The sequence below is a fragment of the Pleionea sediminis genome (genome assembly GCF_007570825.1).
Classification (GTDB): domain Bacteria; phylum Pseudomonadota; class Gammaproteobacteria; order Enterobacterales; family Kangiellaceae; genus Pleionea; species Pleionea sediminis.
Map to the genome: position 1 here is coordinate 30425 of NZ_SUNB01000008.1, position 22630 is coordinate 53054.

Sequence of the window (22630 nt, forward strand, 5' to 3'; positions counted from 1 at the left end):
AATTATCTAAGATAAGACAAAAGAAGCAAAAGTCAGCTTCTTTTGTCTAATTTGAGTTGAAAGACTGAGTTTATAAAGCTGATGCCTTATAACCAAGCACCAGTATCATATTAGTCAATAATGATTTTTTACCTCTCGCTTTAAAGGTCCAGGTTTCTCCTTTTCTACTTACAGATAATCCATTGGTAAATAGTAATTTATGGTTCTTAATTTTCAGTTCGTCATCGTCGTTGAGAACCATTGAAAAAGCACTATCATCTTGTGTTTCGAAAATGGGGTAAATTCCATTTATTTTACTACCTGAAATATTAGGCAGCATATCACGAGTGATATTAATTCTTAATTCATCAGTCTCATCTTGGACGAAAGCATAGAACTCTCTAGGAAAAGCTTCTGCAATATTAAGTTGAACTGCAGTATCGTAAGGTTTCAATAATCCTCGAACCGCATCAGCAAAATCTTCACCTCCTTGTTTCGCAGTATATTTCAACTCGATTTCTAAATCTTGCAAGTCTTTAAGGTTATAACTTCCCTTCTTACCACCTAATTCCAGTCGCCATCTAGAAACTGCACCAGTACCTTCAAACGGCAAATAGCGATCATCACCAAAGTTTAACTCGAATAATCCCGAACTTTGTCCTGAATATTGGTCCACTTGTGAAACAGCGATTTGCTGACTTGGTCTCCAATCATGACGAATCGAAACAGGTGATAAGTCTTTTGGAGACAATAGGTATTTAACCGCTTTCACATCAGGCGCTAACAGCGTCTTATTATTCAACTGAGTCAAAGTCGCGAAAACCGTCTTACCTTCACCAGCATTGAGCTTCACCGAGAGCGTTTTAATTTGACGGCAATAATGGCCAGGGAAATCATAGTCAAAATGCTCCTCTTTAAAGCTAAACTCACAGACTCCATCTTTCTTTAGTTTAAAGAATTCTAACGGGTCTATGTCCAGTAGAGAGATTGTTTTGGTAATTTCAAAACTGCGCTTATTGGTATCCAAATAAGACTTTTCCATCTTATTAAGATCGATACCTAAGCTGTCACCTGCTAGTAAACCTTTTTGAGCGTTATCCCAGTAGTGACCATTGATAAAGTTTACTTTATCAGCATACAAACCGCGCTCATATCGATATGCCACTTCAGCAATTTTTGCCAAGTCATGAGCCATATTATAAGCCTGGTAGTATAGCGCCGATAACTTACCCTGCATCCAAAGGTACAAATCTTTGTTAGAAAACTTCTCTTTCATAAACGTCATGATTGAGGCGTTGTTTTCTTGCTCTTTTTGATTGATTTTCAGTTCTTGCTTGGCGGCGTCCATTTGGCGATTAGCGCTTTCTAGCTGATGTCCAATTTGTTTTATCTCACTATCAAAAACAACCGCTTGATGCTTCCAATCTTCAACTGAACGTTGATGTTGTGCATACATACCGGCTACTTCAGCCCCCATGCTGATACCTTCAGCAATAGATTCAAGCGCTTCAGCACTGAAAGTCAATCCAGCGCCGATACTGGAACCTCCCTTAGTCGCACCTATGGTAGTCGGCGCACCCACTTTGACATCAGGTGCAGCAGCTGTTACCGCAGCGCCGGCGAATTTCAAAATAGGAATTGCTACAAACATGACACTTGCTGCTGTCATCATCCCTATTTGAACTTGCTCTGAAGTAATCATACCTTCAGATACCAAGCCATTGTAATGATCAAGTTGCTGTTTCGCGCTAACCATGCTTTCTTTTAAGTTTTCTATATTTGCACCAATTTCATCTATCTGCGCAACTCGGACTTCTTTCGTTAGCTCTATGATTTGACCTTCATGCTTTGTTTGCATTTGGCTCAACTCTTCGGCATCTTTTTTCTCAATCGCAGCGAGTAATTCATTACCTAGTTGGCTCGCCTTCTCCGAAACTTCTCGTGCTTTGTTGAGCATGAAATTAAATCGGTAATGTGGCACCGGTAAATTCATACTTTCTAGAGCCGCTTGCAAGCTGCCTCCAGAGGCAACCGCATTTACCAAAGCCATAGGATCAATTGGCGGTTGGAATAAGGGCAGCGGTTGCTTAACACCTTCAATATTTAGGCAGTGTCGAATTTTATGGAGGCGATCTTCAACTCTTTCCCAATAACGAAGAACAAAATTATTCTCAGGGACATAAAAGTATGGGTTAGCCACACTCTCATGAACCGTTCCATTATGAGACAAACTTGTAACTGTTGGATCACCTTCGGTATCGAATAGGAAGTCATAATTTTCTCTGTCAAAATTTATAACATCGAATTCAGGAAATGGAGAAGCTATACCAGCACCGTTTTGACGTATCTCCCTGAAACTTAAATCATCAGTAAGATATCGCTTACCTAAATTTTCCGGTTTCTTGCCTAACATATCGTAAGCTAAAACATACAACATTCGAGCTTCGCCTATGCTTTCACGCGTATAACGTCTAAATAAATGGTCTCCCCAATCAAGCAAGTTATCAATGTATGCCATTACCGTTGTTCTTCGGTAAGCATTAATACGTAATGCAGCAATTGCATGCGGGTCAAAAGGATCATTTAGGTAAGTTTTAATTTGCTCCATACTTGTTTGTAAGTAACGATAACGTTGATACAAACGTGTTGTCATTGAAAGCAATTCGTTCGCCTTGTGCGCCGCTTTTGCCAAATCTTTTTTCTCGTCAGTAAGTTCTGAAGATAACAACATTTCTATTCTTAAATCGATAATTTTTGAAATATCAATACAGTTATCATCAAGTGCTTTTTGAGAACTTTGAGCCAGTAGAACGTCCGAAGGGGATGGATTGTTCGATAGCAAATGTTTAATTCTTAATCTAATTACCTGACAAGTAGTGAGAGACGGTGCCTCATTTGGACTGGGTGGTAATTGATTTAACGTTATCAATAGATTAGCTTCATTTACTGTCTCTATAATGCTGGTAGGTAAAGAATCTCGCAATGCAACTTGTACACGATATAGCTCTTCCCAAGTTTTATATACTTTATCTTCGTCGCTCCATTCACGTAATGCCTTTAGTTCATCTATGGCTCCATCACTTAAATCCTTTTCTCCAGCAAAGAATGGAACAAATGGCAATAACTTATCCGTTAACGCAGAAATAATATTTCGGTCCAGACTTAAAGGCATTTCACTCATGTCGCGAATTTGCTTATTAATAGCAACAATATCAATTTGATTAAATGGAACGAATTGCCAATATTCATTAATTGATGTTGGATCATAAATACACTCATACCATGACTTCGCTTCTTCAAATTGCTGCGCATTATTCAAGGATTGAGCAATCAACGAAGGAGCATGATAAAACAATTCCCAATAGTACTGACCATTAGCACCTTTAAACTCCAAATGTGTATCAACAGGAAAACGACTAGGACTCACTTTATTTGGAGTTGCTCGAATCACAGCTTCTTGTGTGTTAGCGGTTGTCGAACTTGACAGCTCGAATCGTGGCGCTTCATCCATAAACTGACTCTCTAAACTCATAACGCCTTTCACACCTTTATTGAAGATGATCTGCGATAATTTGCTGCCCGCCATCGACGATAAACGAATAAGATCATATTCGGCATAGTCTTCGTCAGTTAGTATTTCTTGAGGTTCGGACTCCATGTAGCCTTTGTTACCATTAATAATATACAACTTGTCAATGCCTATATTATAGGCAACATCATATTGTGTTGAGCCACCATCCCATTGTATGTCTAAAAACGGTACATTCTTGATTCGTGCTTTACTGACATAGTAAACGTTCTCATCGATACCTAATGTAAACGCAAAGTCAAAGTTTTTATTCTCAGAAATGATACCTTCTAAGTTACCTTCAAGTAACTTTGGATAACCTGTATCAAGCTGAGGTGAATCAAGGTTTATTTTGGCATATCGATAGTATTGATCGCCCGATATTAAATAGAGATAATCTCCTTTCGTGAACGCTGCATCCACTCTGCCTTTATATTCACCGTCATCTTGTAGATTATTTTTGAGTCTACCCCAATTACCAGAAATTTGCTCAAGGGAAGCATTAGTTTCATCAGTAATAAAATGAGTCGTCCCAAAATAATAAGCGACTCTTTCATTACTAAAGAAAGCAGCATCGATAACGTCAAGATTTTGTGGTATTCCATCAGAATTACCCAATATTGCTTGTGGCATAGGTAAGCTAGGCGAAGTTTCCTTAAGCTCACTTTTGTCGAATTTAATATAGCGATCGCTCGTCATTACTACGACCGTATCTTGCTTGACAATAACAGAGAAAATCTTTGCTTTTTCAATAATATCGACTAATTGTCCATCAGGTGTGCCACTTATATCACGATGATTGTCTAAACTCATGAAGGTATAATAGTCATTACCCGATATAATATAGAATCTATCTTTCAACCAAAATAAATTATCAATCGTTTGACCACTTTTGGTTTTTATGATGTATTTACGAATCGGATCGTACGAGTTATTCCAGGACCTAACTTCATATTCGTTTGACGCATTTTTAATAATAGCGTAAGTCCATCCATTATGAGCATGAGCAGCTTCTAATCCTCCAATATTATATCGGTATCTGTCTTCGCTATCCGTCGTGATGTACAACTTACCATTCATCATGAATGCTCGGCGATTACAATGAGGAAGTTGTGACGAAGATTGAGAAAAGTTCGAATTCGCTTGTCCTTCAAAATTAGAGTTAGTTAATTTTAATAGTCTGTTCGAATTGCCGATTGCATACGCCACGCCATTAACTTTTAAGTAGGCTTTGGCTTCCGTTGGCGAAATTTCGCCGACACCCACTTCATCACTTTCAGGCCAAAGACGACCAGGCATTTGAACTTCTTGACCAAACTCATCTACTTTGTACCAATCTTCTCCACGCACAAAATAGTTAACACTGTCAGCTCGGAAAGTTGCATCTACTGCGGCTTGGGGCAACATTTCTCGATTTTGTGCTAACGATTTAGGATAGCCCGCGGGAATTACATCGTATTTACCATTCGGATAAGAAATATATTCCTCACCTTTAATAAGATGAGTCACTGCACCCTGGACAAATGCCGCATCAATATTTTCCCAAGCATTCGGAGTAATACCCCAAACATCTGTAATATTTTGCGAATTAGGAAGTGGTTGATTGCTGCTAATGTCGTTTTGCTGTGCCTTGATAAACTTCTTATTATCACTGAATAGCCAAGTATCATCCTCAATATTTACAGCAGAAATTACTTTAAATCCATTCAAAGCGATATTATGAGGAGTGTACACACCGGCCGTTCCACTCAACGGCATACACATAAAGCTTGCACCTTTATAATCGAAACTCGCCCAAGTTAATGAGGTATCATCCTTAGGTGAGTTCAATAATATGGCTTGATTTAGGTTGTTGTCGTCTTCGGCAGGAAACAATTCTTTAAACGTTTTTAGTCCGCGAATCAGCAATGACTTTTCTTCTAAACCAATTTTCCCACTGGTTCCCGGTACTGTGGCAACTTTTCTTGACTCAGGAAAGAATCGGAAGCTACTTTTTAACTCTTTCCGATTAGCAATAATTTTAATAACCGTGCGTAACCGCTGATCGTTATTGGTTAGTGACTTGATATCCGCATAGCGAACAAAGCCGTTACTTTCGTCGACCATCAAATATAAATCATCCTCACCAACTAAAGAATAACCGGCAGTGACGCTTGATTTATACAACGCAAACTCAAATCTTTTACGACATGAAGAACCATGATCGACCCTAAATTGTCCTAACCACCCTTTGTCACCATGAGAGTTCCACCAACCATTATTGGAATTGTTAAATGCTATAATCGAAAACTCATTCGGACTTCTATTCCATGGATTAATTGTAATCTGATATCGGAAAGAGTTTTCCAATTCTTCGCCAGGTAACAATCGTGATGCGCGTAACGAACGTTGGTATCCATGCCAATTTCCACTACTTGAATCAATTTCGTCCGTCAGATAAAAGGTTCCATTTCCATTATTCACCTTAAAGTAAACATATCGAGAATTGTCATCATTAGCACTGACAATTTGATCAATCAGCTCTCCTGTTTCAATTCTTCCTTCGGAGTCAGCAACTGGTTTAATTTCTCGTTCAGACGTGTAAATACATTTTACTTCGATATGATCGATTTCATTTTTCGAGTTTACTTTAATATCACTAAAATCCAATAGAGACTCTACTATCGTATCACTGGATGGAATTTCATAGTTTAACTTCTGAGCTGGTGACCACTGTCCATTCAGATCGGTAGATGAGTAGTAAAATGTCAGAGCTGTACTATTCGTAACATTTGACTTAGAGTTAAAATTCTCGCCTTTTTTCTCAAATTTACTTGAGGTATTAGGGCCTGCGTCGGATCTATCTTCAACTTTTGCCCAGAATACATAGAAGCGATTCAATGCATAGACTGGGTAAACTCTTTTCGCTTCAATTTGTATATCGACACTTTTCCAGGGCTGCCACTTCACCGCATCACTTCTTCTTGCAACAAAAGTACCGATTCTATAGTAATACATTTCAGGCTGTGTTTTTGTTCGTCCAAATAAAATCACACTTTTATCACTCGGCGACTTAGGATCGGAATAAACATATCCTCCAGAAATTGTCAGCTGTGAGACTACTGAAAACTCATTAGTATAATGATTAATTGCTTTAGCAATATTATCTTCGTTAAGTTCGCCTTGAAGCAATTTCTCTTCGAGTGCTTCAAACTGCGGAGATTTTGTGTCTCTGAGTTCAGGACGTATATAATTCTCAGGATAAAGGAATACTTTACGATTGGCCTCCCAAACTCGATAGCTTTTCAACCAATCCCAGCGATCTTTCAACCGCTCTCTACGTTCGGAAGCTAAAATAGCCTTTCCAGGCTCTCCTTCATCAATTAATTGTGCAGGCTCCAATCCAATAAAATAACGATGAAAATACAACTGAAGCGCAGAAATCGCTTCCTTTATTTTAGACGTTTCCATGCATTCACTCATGTTGACATCAACTAGCATGTCCTCATAAAGATCGCGGGCGTCAATAATACTTCTGTCATTGTTCTCAATAACGTAAGGTACTAATGCATCTCGTTTCATCACGTTTAAATGATTGTGCAACTCGTCAATAAGAACATCTTGACTTTTATCACCACAATATTTGCTACCTAACAAACCTAATAGATAGTCCGCTGGTTTATCAGTCATGTTCTCTTCAAAGCGCTTGCTCCAAAAGTCAGTATAAAAGGTCCGAACATCCGCACTAATCTCCGACATTAATTGGAAGATATCATGCATTCTGCAAAGTAACTCAAGATCATATCGACGCTCATCGTTTACTTGAGTTGGTAAGAAGGCATTATGGCGTTTTAACCACTTGAGTTCATCGATATCCCAATCAAATAATTCCGCCAGAAGTTCATAGGGTTTATTAATGTAACCACTGTCTTGCCGTAAAACATCTACGACAGATTGGTCACTACCGTAATCTTCAACCAACATTTTAAAGCAGCTAATCGTCGATAAATCTCTTAACCGATAATCAGCAATAGAGCCCCATTTTTCATCGAAATACATTGGGTAAATACTTGATAAAAGAGGTCTCGATAAGCAATCATAATTTGAATTATCGTATTTAACGTAATCAGCTCTCTCTTCTACATTTACCGCATTTTTAAAGAGATAAGTTTGTCCAGCATAGGTGAAAGCACCATCAATACCACTCTCATAGCTCAATGGCAGCTGCTTGAAGACAGAATTAATATGTTTTGGGAATCCTTTTTCAATGAAGGTTTGTTCAGTATCTTTGTAGCGAATCACTTGATTTTGTTTGATAACATAGAGTCTTCCTTCATTATCAACGAATGCTCCATCAATTGCGCCTTGCTTAGGCTCACCATTTTCATCAACAAATAGATTATTAACTTGTCCCCAGTTACCTTCTACTAACTGAACTGATTCTCCGTTTTCTAGCTTAATAAACTCCCTACCTTTAAATAGATATACGGTTTCGTGATCAACCAATGCAGCGCTAACATTTTTACAGAAGCTCTTGGGGAGTTCAAAATTGATATTTACTTGATCTCGAAAATAGTCCGCAACAAAATCTCTTTCTATACTCTTCGGATAGCCTGCATCTGGCTTATGGTAACCACATTCAGAGTATCTCAAATATTGATCACCAGAAAATAAATAAGTGACGTCCTCTTTTCGGAATGCGGCATCAATCTTTCCATACTGAGAAAAAGCATTGTGTTTATTCCCCAATAAACCCACTTGCATATTACGACGTTTTTCTTTGCCAACCGCTAAGCACCGGTCTTCGAAGAATAGATATATATTCTGATCGTTGGTTAATGCCGCTTTAATAATGACGGGGTTAATACCGGTTGAAGCCATATTAACTATTTGATTGACATAACTTTCAAATCCATGAGGCAAGTGTTCAAAACCAGGTTCTTGTCTTAAACTTTCCGCGATACGTTTAGGATATCCAGCAGGCACATGACAATAATCATGATCCTCATACCGAATATAATCACTACCACTAAATAGATAAGTATGTTTATTGTCGTAAACGAATGCTGCGTCTATTCGTTCTACTCGTGGTTCAACAATTGCCCAGTCATCTTTGATTGCCTTAGGTTCTTCTAATAATCGAGTTAGCGTGTTGTTTGTACCTGTAGTCACTCGACTGATTCTGTAACAATTGTCGGCAAAGAGGTAGACATTGCCTTCATACACAAAAATAGAAGTCAACTCATCAAAGAAGTCCTCCTCACAGTTTAAACCTTCCCATAATTTATTAATGGAACAAGGTTTCGTCCAACGATCGGTACGAGTATTTAGCTGGACAAACTGACCATCTTTAACAAAGATTAACGTATGATGTTCTTCATCTTCCTTACTGTCACCTAATACTGTCTTAAACTTGCCTTCAACTTGTTCCAACGTGGTGAGTTGATCATCAACTAAAATTCCATCAGGAAGATTCCAGCCCTCGGCCAATAAGTGCTCAGGTAGGTTCCAGAAGTTATCGCTGCACATTTTGGGATTTACATCGTGTTTATTCTCCCAGTCACAACTGGACAAACAAACATAACGACGTTGCCCATTATAATCTGGCTTTTCAAATAGGTAGGTCTTTTCTCCGAGATTATAAGCGAGGTCAATACTCTGTAATCCAAACCAGTCATCTTCAATAAGGTGAACCGCTTGATCCTGTAGAGTCCGGCGATAAACATTTTCTCCAACATAGGTATCAGTATGATAAACCACATATTGATCGCCACTAAACAGATAGGTCTTACCGTCTTCCCTACGAAGAACAGCATCAATCTTTCCTTTGTCCTGAATATTGTTTCTTTCTCGCCCCCACTTACTGGAAATTTTATATTCACGATTCAATTGAGTATCATAATAACAGTCGTCCATGAACAAGTAGGTATTGTCGTCAAGACCTTGTAAGACTGCATCGAGTTGAATATTATCGTCATTACTAATATGTTTGAGTAAGCTTGGTAATTCAGGAGTTAACATTACACTTGATTGTTCAGGTGCACTTAGATGCTTCCAGGAGTTATTTTGTTTTACAAAAAATGCACCCTCATAAGATAAAGCACAATCGATATTTTGATAAACAGAACTATTGTCTCCATATACCTTATTTAAACTGTCTGATAAGACGTGTAGGTTACGACCTTCAAACATGAATACACTGCGTTCATCCGCAGCAATTGCATTGATATGTGATAGCCAATTAGCATCCGTTTCAAATAACGTAGAAGTCTCTTCGTCTAAATACTTAAAACGAGGTTCATCTTTAAAGTGCGCTACCGTTCGCGGATAACCAGAGTCCAACAAGTAACTATTGCCTGAATACACATAACGATAATAATGATCACCACTGAACAAATAGGTGTAACGATTGATTTCTTTTATCTTCTCAGCGTTAATATCTCCACCATTGTCTTTATATTCAACACTAGAGAGAAATACAGCCGCGTTGATTTTTCCACATTGGCTTAATGGGTCAACAACCTTGCACCAAAGGCTACCAATAAGCTTTGGATATCCATATTCAATATTGCATAAATCTTTATCTGAAAGAATAACAAAGCGGTTTCCACTGAATAGATAACTTCTTCCATCTTTTCCGCAAAATGCTGCATCAATTTTATTAATTCCAGCACCGGCCCATTGGTGCCACTCGTCTGCAATATATTTTGGCTCGCTCCACCAGCGATTGATGTGATCGAACGCAATAAATTGGTTGCCTGAAAAAACGTAGGTTTTGTTATTTGGCGCATTAAACACAGCATCGACTTGCTTTCTTGCTGTAACTCCATCGATCACATCCACCGTTCCCGTTCCAAAACCTTCAGGGAAATTCCACCAGTATTCGGTGACTTCATCTTGCAGTTTAGGATAATCTTGATCGGGTACTTTGTAGTCGTTTGTTGAATAACGGACATAAATGTCTTGCTGAGTTCTGACTACACCCTGAGCATCGACGTAATCTCCCATACCAAAAATGTAGGTTTTACCGTCCATAATGAATGCTGCATTAATGGTTGATAAGCCTTGCCAGTCCTCAGCAATGGAGCGTGGGTAACCATCATCTACTTTTGTATAATCTTCAGAACTGTATCGATAATATTGAGTACCACTAAAAATATAAATTCTTCCATCTACACCAGCTAACGCAGCATCGACCGTTATACTTTGAATATCGGTATCACTTTTAGCATTTCCCCAATCTTCTTTTAAATATTTTTCTGATGAAATAGTTTTATTAGCGAAGTCAACAATAACAGTTTTATCATTTACAAATAAATGCAATTTTTCATCTTCACCCAAAAAAGCCGCATCGATACCATGTAGATATTCTGAAGGAATTACAGCTCCATCACCGATGGTTTCGTGAATAAATTCTTTAATCGTTAAAGGAAAGCCTTCTAATATTTCTAAATCGTTATTTTCTAATGCGTCTCGATAGGCAAACACTTGGTCGCCACTGAACGCAAAGGTTTTTCCGTTCATTGTGAAACATGCACTTACTTCTTGACCATCTGCAATGTTGTTTTTGCCATTAATAAAGTGTTTGTTAATTGACTTCTTTTCGCTTGGTGCATCAGAGGTTACAAAATGATTATCTTTAAAGAAATATGTAATATGATCAGAACCGTGTAGCGCTGCATCAACACCACACTTGAAATCCTCATGCAATACACCAGATAGTCCCTCTACATGCCAATCACTTTGAATATCTTTCGGGTAGTCTGCATCAATGGTACTGTAATCATAACTACCATTACTGCTTTTCGTATATCGAACAAACTGACTATCGCTGAACAAGTAACTTTGACCACTAAGGTCAGTAAAAGCCGCATCGACTCGTTTTAGCTTACTAAAGTTATTATGGGTTCTTCCCCACTCACGCTTAACTCTGTGCCATTTACGATGTCTGGGAAAGCAGCCTTTTTCTTTTCTATTTACTGCTTCCTCTTCTTCTTCTTCGGTTATCAAGTTTCTATAATAATAAGAATCTCCAATAATAATAACATCCTGATCATTCTCATTAACAAATGCAGCATGAACACTTTCAAATTCTACTAACTTATCTTTATTACCTGTTAATAAAGTCGACAAACTATCGTCTTCGGTATCTTCCTTTTCACTGGTAATCGAAGAAAACATCCAATAACGAGGATAATCGTCTTCATAGTTAATATCGCTAGTTTCTGCATTCTTGAAGATATAGATGTAGCCATCCATGCTCTCTAACAAAGCGTCAAAACCGGTCTGCTGAATCTCAATTATTTTGTCCGAAATACCTGTTTTCCCTTTAATCGTATAAGTAGGCAGCTCAATATCAATAGGTAACTTATTAACGATACTTTGGTCTCTGAAGGCTATAACAATTTCATGAGTACTAAGCTTTAATTGTTCTGATAATTTGGCAAAACGTTTTATCCGACGGAAACTTTTATTAAACAACCTATTTTTTGGCGGTTCGGAAATTTTATCGAAGACATCAACAGAATTGAGTAATGGTAAAATCCAGGTATCAGAAACCATCATACTATCGCCAAACATTTCATTGGTCAGAGCTTCTACGGCCTCTCTTTCTAAAGAAAATGCTTCAGACAACATTTGATAGATAACATCTTGTTGTTGTTGCGCAATACGGTTATGGCTATTTATAAAATCCGACTTGGTCTCACTAACTCTCTTCGCCAAACCATGTATTAGAAAGAAAACATCTTTATTATAATCTTCGAAACCCTCAAGCTCGTATGTAAGAGCATTGTCCAAGATTAAAAAGTACTCTACTTTTTCAGGAGTAATAGTCCAATCTTCGCTCAAAGAACCATTGTTGATTAATACATCAATAAGATCATCATATTCGCTATCACTAAAATCTAGAGAAGATAGGTGACTTGAAGTAAACCGATAAGAATCCACTTCATTCAATATTGATTGCACGCGTTTGAAAACTAATCCGTTATCATGCTTAGTAAACGGCCAATGTATATCGAGTTCATTCGAGTTATTATTATCGCGGAAAAAGTCCATGGCTTCAGCCGTGAACCGACCATCAACCATATAGAAATCCGTCATTACTTTAAATATCCAGCTGGCGACAACTGAGTCTGCAATTTTATTAAACTGCTCTCTACCTAAAACTAGATAGCTCTCTTGAACCTTTTTAATACGAGTCTTGATACTTCTTAATATCTGCTTTCGATGCGGATAAAATTGAATATCTAATAAAAATTCTTTTTCATTTAAAGATAACATTACTTCATTATCTTTAATGATACATTCTTCTGATAAGTACTCATTAACAATCAGGTTTTCAAGTAACAAAGAACCTTCTTGCTCAGAAAGCTCTAGTTCTTCAAATAAGCTGCTGCTTACTTTCACTCTTGATTTCTTGAACTTTTCAACTCTTAGTTGAATGTAGTTGTAAACTGACTCTGCGAAAACACCAATATTTGAATTCACATCAAACAAGCTGATATTTTCCTGCGATTCAAAAGTTGACTTCTCTATAACAACATTGCTTTCATCGAGATAGCCATTAAAAATCAAGTTATCTATTAACTCGTTACGCTCTTCAACGGTTAGATCTAAAAACTCTAAATCGGATGGGTTCAAAGTGGCATCTACATATTCTTTGCAATACATTGATATCTTATTAAAAAGCTCATCTTTAATTGAATTAAAGTCAGTCTCGAGGAAAAAGTCATTGACTGTTAGTGGCCAGTAATCTTGTTTGACGGTACCGCTGTTATCTAAATACCCAATTAGAACGAGATTATCGAATATTTTTGAGGCTACTTTTTCCTCTAACCCCAAACCCAAGAAATCCGATGGACTGATTACATCTAGATATTGAATTACATCTTCTGCCGTATTTTTAATCGCTTGTTTGTTCTTATGAACTAAACGATTATCATCAGGGGAGACCAACTCACCTTCTGCGTCGACCACAAAATCATATGCAATTCTCGAAAGTCGTTCACTAAACTTAGTTGATTTATACGACACTGGCTTAAGAAGCGTTTCTTTAAATTTTTGGTATATTTTGTCATACGTAGCAACATCTTCTTGCATCTCTCTTTCGAATGGAGTTAATGCTTTTTTAACATCATCACCACCAGTGTGCTTTAAATTCCTAGGGTATCGTCCGCAAGTAAAATAAAGCAAATCTTCTGAACTCAAACTTGAATCTAGCATCAACTGACTGACACTTTCTAAGATTTGAACTAGCCACTGAAGCTCATTAACTTCGCCGTTAACTAATATATCAAAGCCATTTCTGTTAAGACTCGACCGTTGAATGAATTTGTTATTCAATCCTTCCGAACCTACGAGTGGATCGTGTTCAACTACATCCAAAACATTAAATAAATCAGAGTAGGACCAGTCGAGATACTCGCATAATTTTCGAGTTCGATATAATGTCGATAACATGCCATAATCAGATGAAAGACCATTGGAACTAGTATCGTACTCATAAGTTTCAGTGCCATTTTGAGACGATTGAAATTTCTTAAAAGTCCATAACGAGAAATGTAAAGATTCGTCTTCAATATCTTGATCGTTACGCGAGTGAAAACCCATTATTATTTCTTGCAGATGCTTGTCTGAAAGTCCTAGAGATCGAGCAATACGAGTTCGATAGGGTTTATTGACTAAATCGAGTATTTTGCCAGTAGCGCGGAAAGGCGTGTAACCTTTATATTGATCAGGTTCTATTGGGCCTACATAGCGCTCGTCAACTTCAGCACAAGCACCATTGTAAAAGTGATTAAATAAATCTACTGGAGAATCTTCTTCTCCAAAATTGTGGTTGTTCATATTTGAATATAATGCGCATGCTTCCTGAGTACTTATATCGAACTTACTCATTGCATGTTTGACGAGTGCAATCGATTTTAAAGCTTCTTCATCTAAAACATTATGGCAGCAGGTTCGAATCACCAATTCAAGATCGATGTAACTCCAGCCGAGTGCTTTTGATAAATGTAGGAAACGATACGCTCTTTGCAACCACTTCTTTCGTTTAATAACCTCGCTGCCACCTACCCACTCAAGCATTGATTCGTCTTGAGAGAATTTAAAATACCCATCCAAACCTGAGTTTAAATAAGTATCGGTTATATTAAATACTGTATTAGAAGTTTGTTTTTCCTTATCACTCAAGTTCCAATTTAATAAATGGTTTAAATCAATGTGCGCAATATCGGTGGTCTCTTTGAAACAATCAACTAAAACATTGTCCAAATCGGTTAATTTACCACCGTAGTAATTTACAATCGCCTCATCAATCTCACTTTCAACCGTCATGTTATCTGAAATATTCACATATTGCTCATTTGAAAGACCAAGATATTCCTTTACGATAACCTCATCATTTATCGTTGGAGCTATAGACTGATAGAGTTTTAATGGCGAAACGGATAAATATTTTGCGTATAACTTCGTGCGTTCGTTATGCAGATCAAATGGCAGATCGAATGGAAATTTAGCATTCGCCAATTTATTATAGGCTGCAGCATAGACTTCTTCTCTTGAACTTCCATTGGGCAAGCCAGCCACTCTGACTTCTAGACGTTGATTAACAATATCAAGATAAGGTAGTAATTCAAACGTACTATCGTGATCTAACAAAATATCTTGAATATCTTCTCGCCGTTGATGAAGTTGGGCTCGATAAGCCTTCACCTCATCATCACTTGCTCCTGTACCCGGATCATCGACTGCTTTAATTTCGTCATCGATCAACTGCAATAAATCAGTTAGATAAGCCGCGGGAGAGTAAACAGAGCGGGCTTCTTCGCCCTCTCTAAAATCAACATCACCAAATAATTTTATATAGTTTGGCATGTTATCATTTTCAATATTATTTAATGACATGGATTTATTCCTATTTTAATTCATTAATTCAACGCATACGCTCATTGCCATTGCCACCTCTGACAAAACAGGCGCTGATAAAATGTTGATGGAAAATTTATTAGAGAGTTGTAAAAAACTAGAAATGATGACTGGTAAAAGAACTAACTTTTTATCGTACTACCAATCTTGTAAACACTTAATGAAGAACGTTTTTACATTGGGGCTACTTATATGTAAGAGACGTAAATTCTCAAAAATCACATAAGCGCCCTTCTTGTGACCTCTAGATATTCTATAAAGTCATTATCGATGATTAATTTACTGAATTGCGCTGAGGAATAAATTGATCAAACATGGAGCCACCCATTGTGTTTGAACTAACATCCTGAGCATTAAATTTTTCTTCTGCTTCGGCAATCTCACTTCCTTCAAGCGAACCAGACAAGGGATCGTTGTTTCTTAACTTATTTGCAAGCTCGCCCTTACTTTCATGAGTGGCGTCTAAATCTAATGAACTAGTGTGTCTGAACTCATTTTCGGCTAATCGGTCAAGCTGTTCATTAATAGTTCCCACCAGTTTATAAACATCACAGAATGGCCTTTTTACCAATTCGGCAAGTACATTTCTGGCAAGTGATGCGTCAAGCTGAACATCCACAAATGTAGCTCCTGATCCGATTTTTAAATTTTGCTTCAATAAATCAATAGCTTGATAAACTTCTCGATACTTATATTCGGCTAAGCATACGATGATGGATTGTGAGTCAGAAGTGTTTACGGATATATTGATAACGTTATTGGACATAGTTTAATCCTCAATAATTATATAAGTAGATGAAAAATCTATAAGTTTAATTGATTTAATACGAATACTTTAAAGGCAAAAAAAAGGCCAACTGAAGTTGGCCTTTTGTGTTATTTCTAAATTGTAACTGCGATGTTAAAATCTTTTAGATTATTCCGATTATGGAAACATTAAACTGAAATTTGTTTCAGCTGTCAATAGACATTCAAATAAAAAGTATCTTACTATAGCTTTAAGTTATTATTAGACTGGAAAATAGTGCTCTTGACACTAATTTTACTTCAAGACAATCATTTTTCGTATTTCTTGATTTCTTAAATTGATCTCCATTCTTTTTACGTTAGATCCTTCCAGCTCTCTCGATCTAATCGAAAAAATAATAACATCGCTCCTTGTGCCATTTAAATCGATGATTTTACGAAGAATAGAATTTATTAAGGCACATTTTTGTCTCTAAGACTTTCGTTATCAAATTTAGCGGTTTCATTCTTAGAATTTTGTCTCTGATTTGAATTACTTTAAACGAAATTTTTTCGTCCTATGATTCCGTTACGTTTGTATATTTAAAAAGAAATTCAATTAGAGTTTACTAATAATGAATTTGAAAACCTAAAGAAATTACTATGAGGACGGATTGCATTACACTCTGATAATCTTTAAACCATATCACGTTTTCTAGTAAGGCCTTAAAATATTCCCATATCGAGATACTTGACTTTACTTGCTTGGGGACTTTTTCGTTGGATACAAAAAAGCCGACTTGCGTCGGCTTTTTAGGAGAGTGATCCATTATGGAAATATTTAACCGTAAATTGTTTCTATTGTCAACAAGTTACTGCCATATTGAACGTTTGTTCCACAAATTATAGAAATTGGTTTAGCAGCCCAGAAATAACGGACATCGAATATTCGACTAGTTATCTATAGGCTCCATCTTTATAAAACACAGATTGGCCGAATATATTTCGTCGGATCCTACTTCTGTGACGAACCTTTTCATCGTATGCATACCGGGCATAAATCATGAAGGAATAGTATGTTGACGATTGATGTATTTATGGTCTGTTATCTCCCATTTGCTACACTTATTCCACTGGTGTAAGGTCTCAAAAAAAGACTAGATCAATAGTCTTTACTACGCTGGAGCTATTTATTAAACAGTTAATAACTCAAATTGAAGATGATTTTTCGTGTCGCCAAATATTACATTGGTGCGCACCGCTAGCTATTATAATGCTGATTGTAATAGCGTCGCAAACCGCTATTGCTCAAGAATCGGTTAGTCAAACTGAGCTTGAAAAGCTACCTTCCTTGCCCGACTCTTATAAAAGCCTTGAACACTCGAGTCGAATCTCATGGCTTAACCAACAAATAGAGAAAAGTGACAATCCAACTGAAATTTATCGCTTAAAGCGCGAGCTTGCTTTTCAATATGCTCGAAAAAATAAAGACGATCAGTTACCGCCTCTTTGTCAAACAACACCACCACAGCTTTTCGACCATCGATATCGACTGATTTGTCTGGTCAACTCGACGGCAAATAATAAAGCTGTCATAAAACAATTAATAGCGCTTCATAATGATGCACTAGAAAGTCGCAATATCAGGGTCGCAGCAGAGTCTTTGGATTATGTTGCCTGGCTACAGTCTGTTGAAGGTGATATTGCTCAAGCCTTCGAAAGCTATGAACAAGTGTTACCTCTGGCAGAGCAAGCTGATATAAACTTGCTAACTAACGTTACTTTAAACTTGGCATTAATGTATGTCATTCACGGAGATCGGGAATACGTTCAACGAGGCATTCAATTAAAACTGGATACTTTAACAAGATTGAAACAATTGAAAATTGATAAACCAGAACTCGCGAACTACGTCGATAGAACCTTACCTGCGATATACTTTAATCTTGGAATTGCATATGCGCTACATATCTACGACTATCAAAAAGCATTATATTGGTTTGAAAAGGTTCCCGACGACAATGAAGACTTAATTGAGTCAAAGCTCGTTTTTAGCAGTTTATCTTACTTGGAGCTTAACCAACGAGATAAAGCGGAATCCTATTTAATGCGTTCGTTAAGTACGGCCGCAAGCGTTGAGTTTCACTCGGACTACCTGTCATGTTATCAACAAATCATTCAAGTAAAGCTCTCAATCAATAACGCCATTGATCAGTGCCAGCAGCTGTCGGAACAAACTCCCTTAGAAGTAAAACAAGACCTTGTTAAAAGAATGATCGAGTCGTCGAATAACGGGCTCAAACAAGCCGGTTATCAAACGCTTTATTCACTCTATATCAACAAACTTGAACCACAGCTAAAACAAAGTTCCATTAAGGCTGCTTCGCGCGCAGAATTAAGGCGATTGCAGCAAGAGTCAAGATTAAAAGGTGAACTGTTCGACAAAGAAAAAGCCCTTAAGGAAGCCGAAGAAGACAAAGTTGCGATCCGAACTCGACTCAATATTACAACTGTAATTATCTTTACATTGATTCTGATTGTGGTATTTATGCAATTGCAACAGAAGAAAAAACTCGCCGCACAATTTGAAGAAATGAGTCTTCACGATCGCTTAACAGGACTGAATAACCGACATTACTTTGAAATGAACATCGGCCGAGAGCTGAATATTCTGAGACGGTCGCAACAAGAAGACAGCTCGCAAACATTGGCCTTTTTTCTCTTTGATATCGATCATTTTAAAAATATTAATGATAATTATGGACACGAAGTTGGCGATGAAGTGCTCAAGGAGTTTGCATTTCGTATACGCCAGGTAATAAGAGACACAGATTTATTGATTCGCTGGGGTGGCGAAGAATTTCTACTCATTTCACGTTTACAAAGTAAAAACGAATATCATAGTATTGCAGAACGTCTTAGAAAGACCGTCAATACAAATGAATTTACTTTTGAAAACCAATTAAAGCTCGATATTTCTTGTACCGTAGGTGCGGTTCTTTGTCCTAACGTAAAAACGCTTGAACGAGAGTTACAATGGAGTCAACTGGTTAACCTGGCTGACTCAGCCCTGTATTTGGGAAAAAGAAAACAACGCAACTGTTGGGTGTGTATTGACAGTATTCAAGATCCAAGTCTGCTGGACACTATTCAAGATGAAGATATCGAATTATTAGCTCAAAAAAAGCAAATTGAACTGACGAGCTCGTTCGAGTAATCTCAAATGCCTAATCAACATTGTGTGAAAATCCCTCTGTAATGTTAATCAGGCTCTTAACGAGTCGTAGAGAATATAATAAAGTCGGAAGTTAAACATAGTCCCTATAATGACAGGTGTTAACAAGCTTACGGTAAAAGTAACACCCATCATAGAAATTACAGTGGTTGTCGACAACGAAGACTTAAGTTATCACAGTACCGACCACTGCATTGTAATCCGGCTACAAAACTACCAATAGCACACTGCCCTAATCCCTGTTCTTCCGAAAAGTAGTTTGTCCAATGATTGGAGCTTCCTCCTTGCTGTTTAAAAATCGCTGTAAGATTATCACAATAGCGACCGTTACACTTTAAGCCAACCAGTACTTGCTCACCATATTTTCCGGCATAATTCGGCTGCTCTTCAGAAAACCGAGAGCTTTCCCATGACGAGCCAGTCGGTATTACACCGGGAACATTAGTACATTTTAATCGTTTGTTATCACAATATCTGCCCCGACATTCTATGCCGCTTACAACACGATGCTCAGGACATATTGCAGAACCATTACCCTCTTCTGAAAACCAATGTGTGAAAACACTGTCTTCGCCGCTAAAGAAATGCGGATAACTCGATGGCTTAAACCGATTTAGATTGGTCAAAAAGTTGCTGTCTTTTAAGGGAATGGTGGCACTGCCATAGTTATAAGTATTAAGCTTATTTCTTAATTCCGCATTACTCACACCATCACCTTTCATAAACATCCAGCTAATAATGGGTGGAGTAACAAAATGACCATAACTGTTCTCTGCGCTCTCATTTGATTTTGCGAACCGGAAGGCATGCGTAGTCACGCCATCTTTATGATACACCACTTTTATATGGTTACCCTGACGAGGAAGATTGCCAATGGCGCGGGTTTCCATATCACCATGCGCGCTGACACTCCCATGAGTGATAATTCCATTTCGTGTCCATACTGCGACCTGTTCCCAATCATGACGGTGCCCGAAAGGATCATAACCCGGTATTACTTGATCTTTCTCAAAATACATCGCAAAAAAATTGCCGCAGTAGCGCACACCGTTTGAGTCGCTGATGCATTTGCGGCGATGCAATGTATTGGAATACTCCAAAAAATTGGACGTACGACAACCACCGCCCAAACTGCCTGACGTATTTAAACCGGGATTTTTCTCTCCCAGGCGACTTATACCGGCAGCGGGATAGCAACCATCACCATCAAAATCAAAAACCGGAGCTAGGTCACTTACCCCTTCAGCGGGAGCCTGATCAAGACTAAGGAAATCTGCGGCTTTAGCGCTGCTAAAACTAATTCCAATGATGACAACTATTAAAGTTACGCTTAGATATTTTTTCATACGGGTGTCCTCAATATTTATTTTTTTTGGAAGTCATTAATTGAGAATTTACCGAGAACAACATTCAGCATGTTATTCGAATGAACAACCACAGTGTGTTAGCTGAGTGAGACATCTAATACCGATAAACAACATCCTCTACATTTTAAACAATGCAGTTTAAGATTAGCATGGATTATAAAAATATCAGGAATAACAAAAAGAAAATAACTCGAAAGGCATTAACAAAAATTGAATGACGAACAACAAGTCAGTAAGCAAAATTCTAAACACAAAACTCTAAACTCGAGTCTGCGAGTTATTCGCTTTAACTCCAGTCAACTTAATGAATCCGTGTATTTGTATCGTCATTAAGTTAACCAGAACCACCTTCAGCTTCATACTATAAAGTTCAAGACGTCGCATGAAAGACGTAACTTGAGTTTTTATATAGTCATTATTTCAATGTTAGCGTCCATCAAAATCATATCATTATTGTTTAATCTTCAGTGCGCAGTCGTAAACAGCCTTTGCGACAGCGTCATGCGCTTCTTTATTCAATGCGGAAGGAACTAACGCGTCTTCCTTCGCCAGACTCGACAAGGTTTCGGCCGCGGCAATTTTCATTTGGTGATTAATATCACTTACGCCAGCGTCTAGGGTTCCACGGAACAATCCGGGAAATGCCAACATGTTATTCACTGTTTTACCATCCGTCGCAAAGGCAGCGCCATGTTCAAGCGCAACTTCCGGTTCGATTTCTGGGTCCGGATTTGTCAGCGCCATAATAATTTGGCCCTCTTTGACCATTTCCGGTTTAATCAATCCTTTAACACCCGATGTGGCAACCACTATATCAGCTTTTTCCATTAACTCTTCAAGTGAGACAGGTGTGCCACCATCGCCGCGTAACTGTTTTTTAGCGTTTTCGTTAATGTCAGCGCCCAACACATCTCTAACACCATATTCCAGCAACAAGCTGCAAATGCCCATGCCTGCAGCACCCAAACCAATTTGGCCAAAGACTTTATCTTTAATACACATTCCCAATCTTCGGGTTGCCGTAAGTAACGCCGCTAAAGTCACAATGGCAGTACCATGTTGATCATCATGAAACACGGGTTTATCTAGACGATGCACTAACTCTTCTTCTATTTGGAAGCACTCAGGTGCCTTTATATCTTCCAGTAAAATAGCACCAAAAGAAGATGCGATGCATTCCACCGTTTCAATAATGCGTAATGGATCTTTTTCTTTTAATAAGATGGGCACGCCAGAAATGCCGACTAACTCAGAAAAAATTGCCGCCTTACCTTCCATTACTGGCAAACCAGCTTCAGGACCAATATTTCCCAGACCAAGAATGGCACTGCCATCGGTAACGATAGCTACCGTATTTTGAATATTGGTAAACTCTTTTATCTTCTCAGGATCGGCTTGAATCGCCTGACAGACTCGAGCAACACCCGGTGTATAGACATCTCGTAGCACTTCCAGAGAGTTTATCTCAATACTCGACGTTGTTTTGATCTTTCCGCCTTTATGACGATTGAAGACACGATCCGACTTGCCGACTATTTTCGTTTCTGGCAGCGAATTAATATGGTCCACCAAGACTTGCATGTCGAATGAGTCATCGTATTCAATGGTTAATTCCCATACGGTGTCTTTATAGAGACGGCGTATCGCATTCAACCCCTCAACGGTAATACCCATATCACCAACAATAGTGAGAACTTTCGCCATATTTCCCGGTTGGTGTGGCGCTTCGACGAGCAAAACTTCAACAATTTTCATTTTCGACCTGTTTACTACTTTTATGAGATATCTACAGATATTTAATATTAGCAAAGATTGCCTTTGACTAAACCTATTGGTGAGTAGTTT

The 22630-nt window shown here is 38.0% G+C and carries 5 protein-coding genes; 1 reads left to right on the forward strand and 4 read right to left on the reverse strand.

Annotation, left to right across the window (positions count from 1 at the left end):
• Window positions 1-70 precede the first annotated feature (70 nt).
• Both FAX86_RS19975 and FAX86_RS19980 read right to left on the reverse strand, forming a co-directional pair.
• Window positions 71-15436, reverse strand: a complete 15366-nt coding sequence (locus FAX86_RS19975; protein WP_144395267.1) for a Tc toxin subunit A-related protein — start codon at window positions 15434-15436, stop codon at window positions 71-73.
• A 295-nt stretch (window positions 15437-15731) separates the two neighbouring features.
• Window positions 15732-16223: a hypothetical protein gene (locus FAX86_RS19980; RefSeq protein WP_144395268.1), complete on the reverse strand. Its 492-nt coding sequence runs from the start codon at window positions 16221-16223 to the stop codon at window positions 15732-15734.
• Window positions 16224-17456: 1233 nt separating this feature from the next.
• Here FAX86_RS19980 and FAX86_RS19985 point away from each other — a divergent pair.
• A complete protein-coding gene (locus FAX86_RS19985; RefSeq protein WP_144395269.1) occupies window positions 17457-19400 on the forward strand; it encodes a tetratricopeptide repeat-containing diguanylate cyclase in 1944 nt (647 codons plus the stop codon).
• A gap of 158 nt (window positions 19401-19558) precedes the next feature.
• Here the strand turns inward: FAX86_RS19985 and FAX86_RS19990 are convergent, their stop codons facing one another.
• Both FAX86_RS19990 and FAX86_RS19995 read right to left on the reverse strand, forming a co-directional pair.
• Window positions 19559-20764: an NPP1 family protein gene (locus FAX86_RS19990; RefSeq protein ID WP_144395270.1), complete on the reverse strand. Its 1206-nt coding sequence runs from the start codon at window positions 20762-20764 to the stop codon at window positions 19559-19561.
• A 471-nt stretch (window positions 20765-21235) separates the two neighbouring features.
• Complete coding sequence (locus FAX86_RS19995) at window positions 21236-22540, reverse strand: NAD-dependent malic enzyme (RefSeq protein ID WP_144395271.1); 1305 nt, start codon at window positions 22538-22540, stop codon at window positions 21236-21238.
• Window positions 22541-22630: the final 90 nt, after the last annotated feature.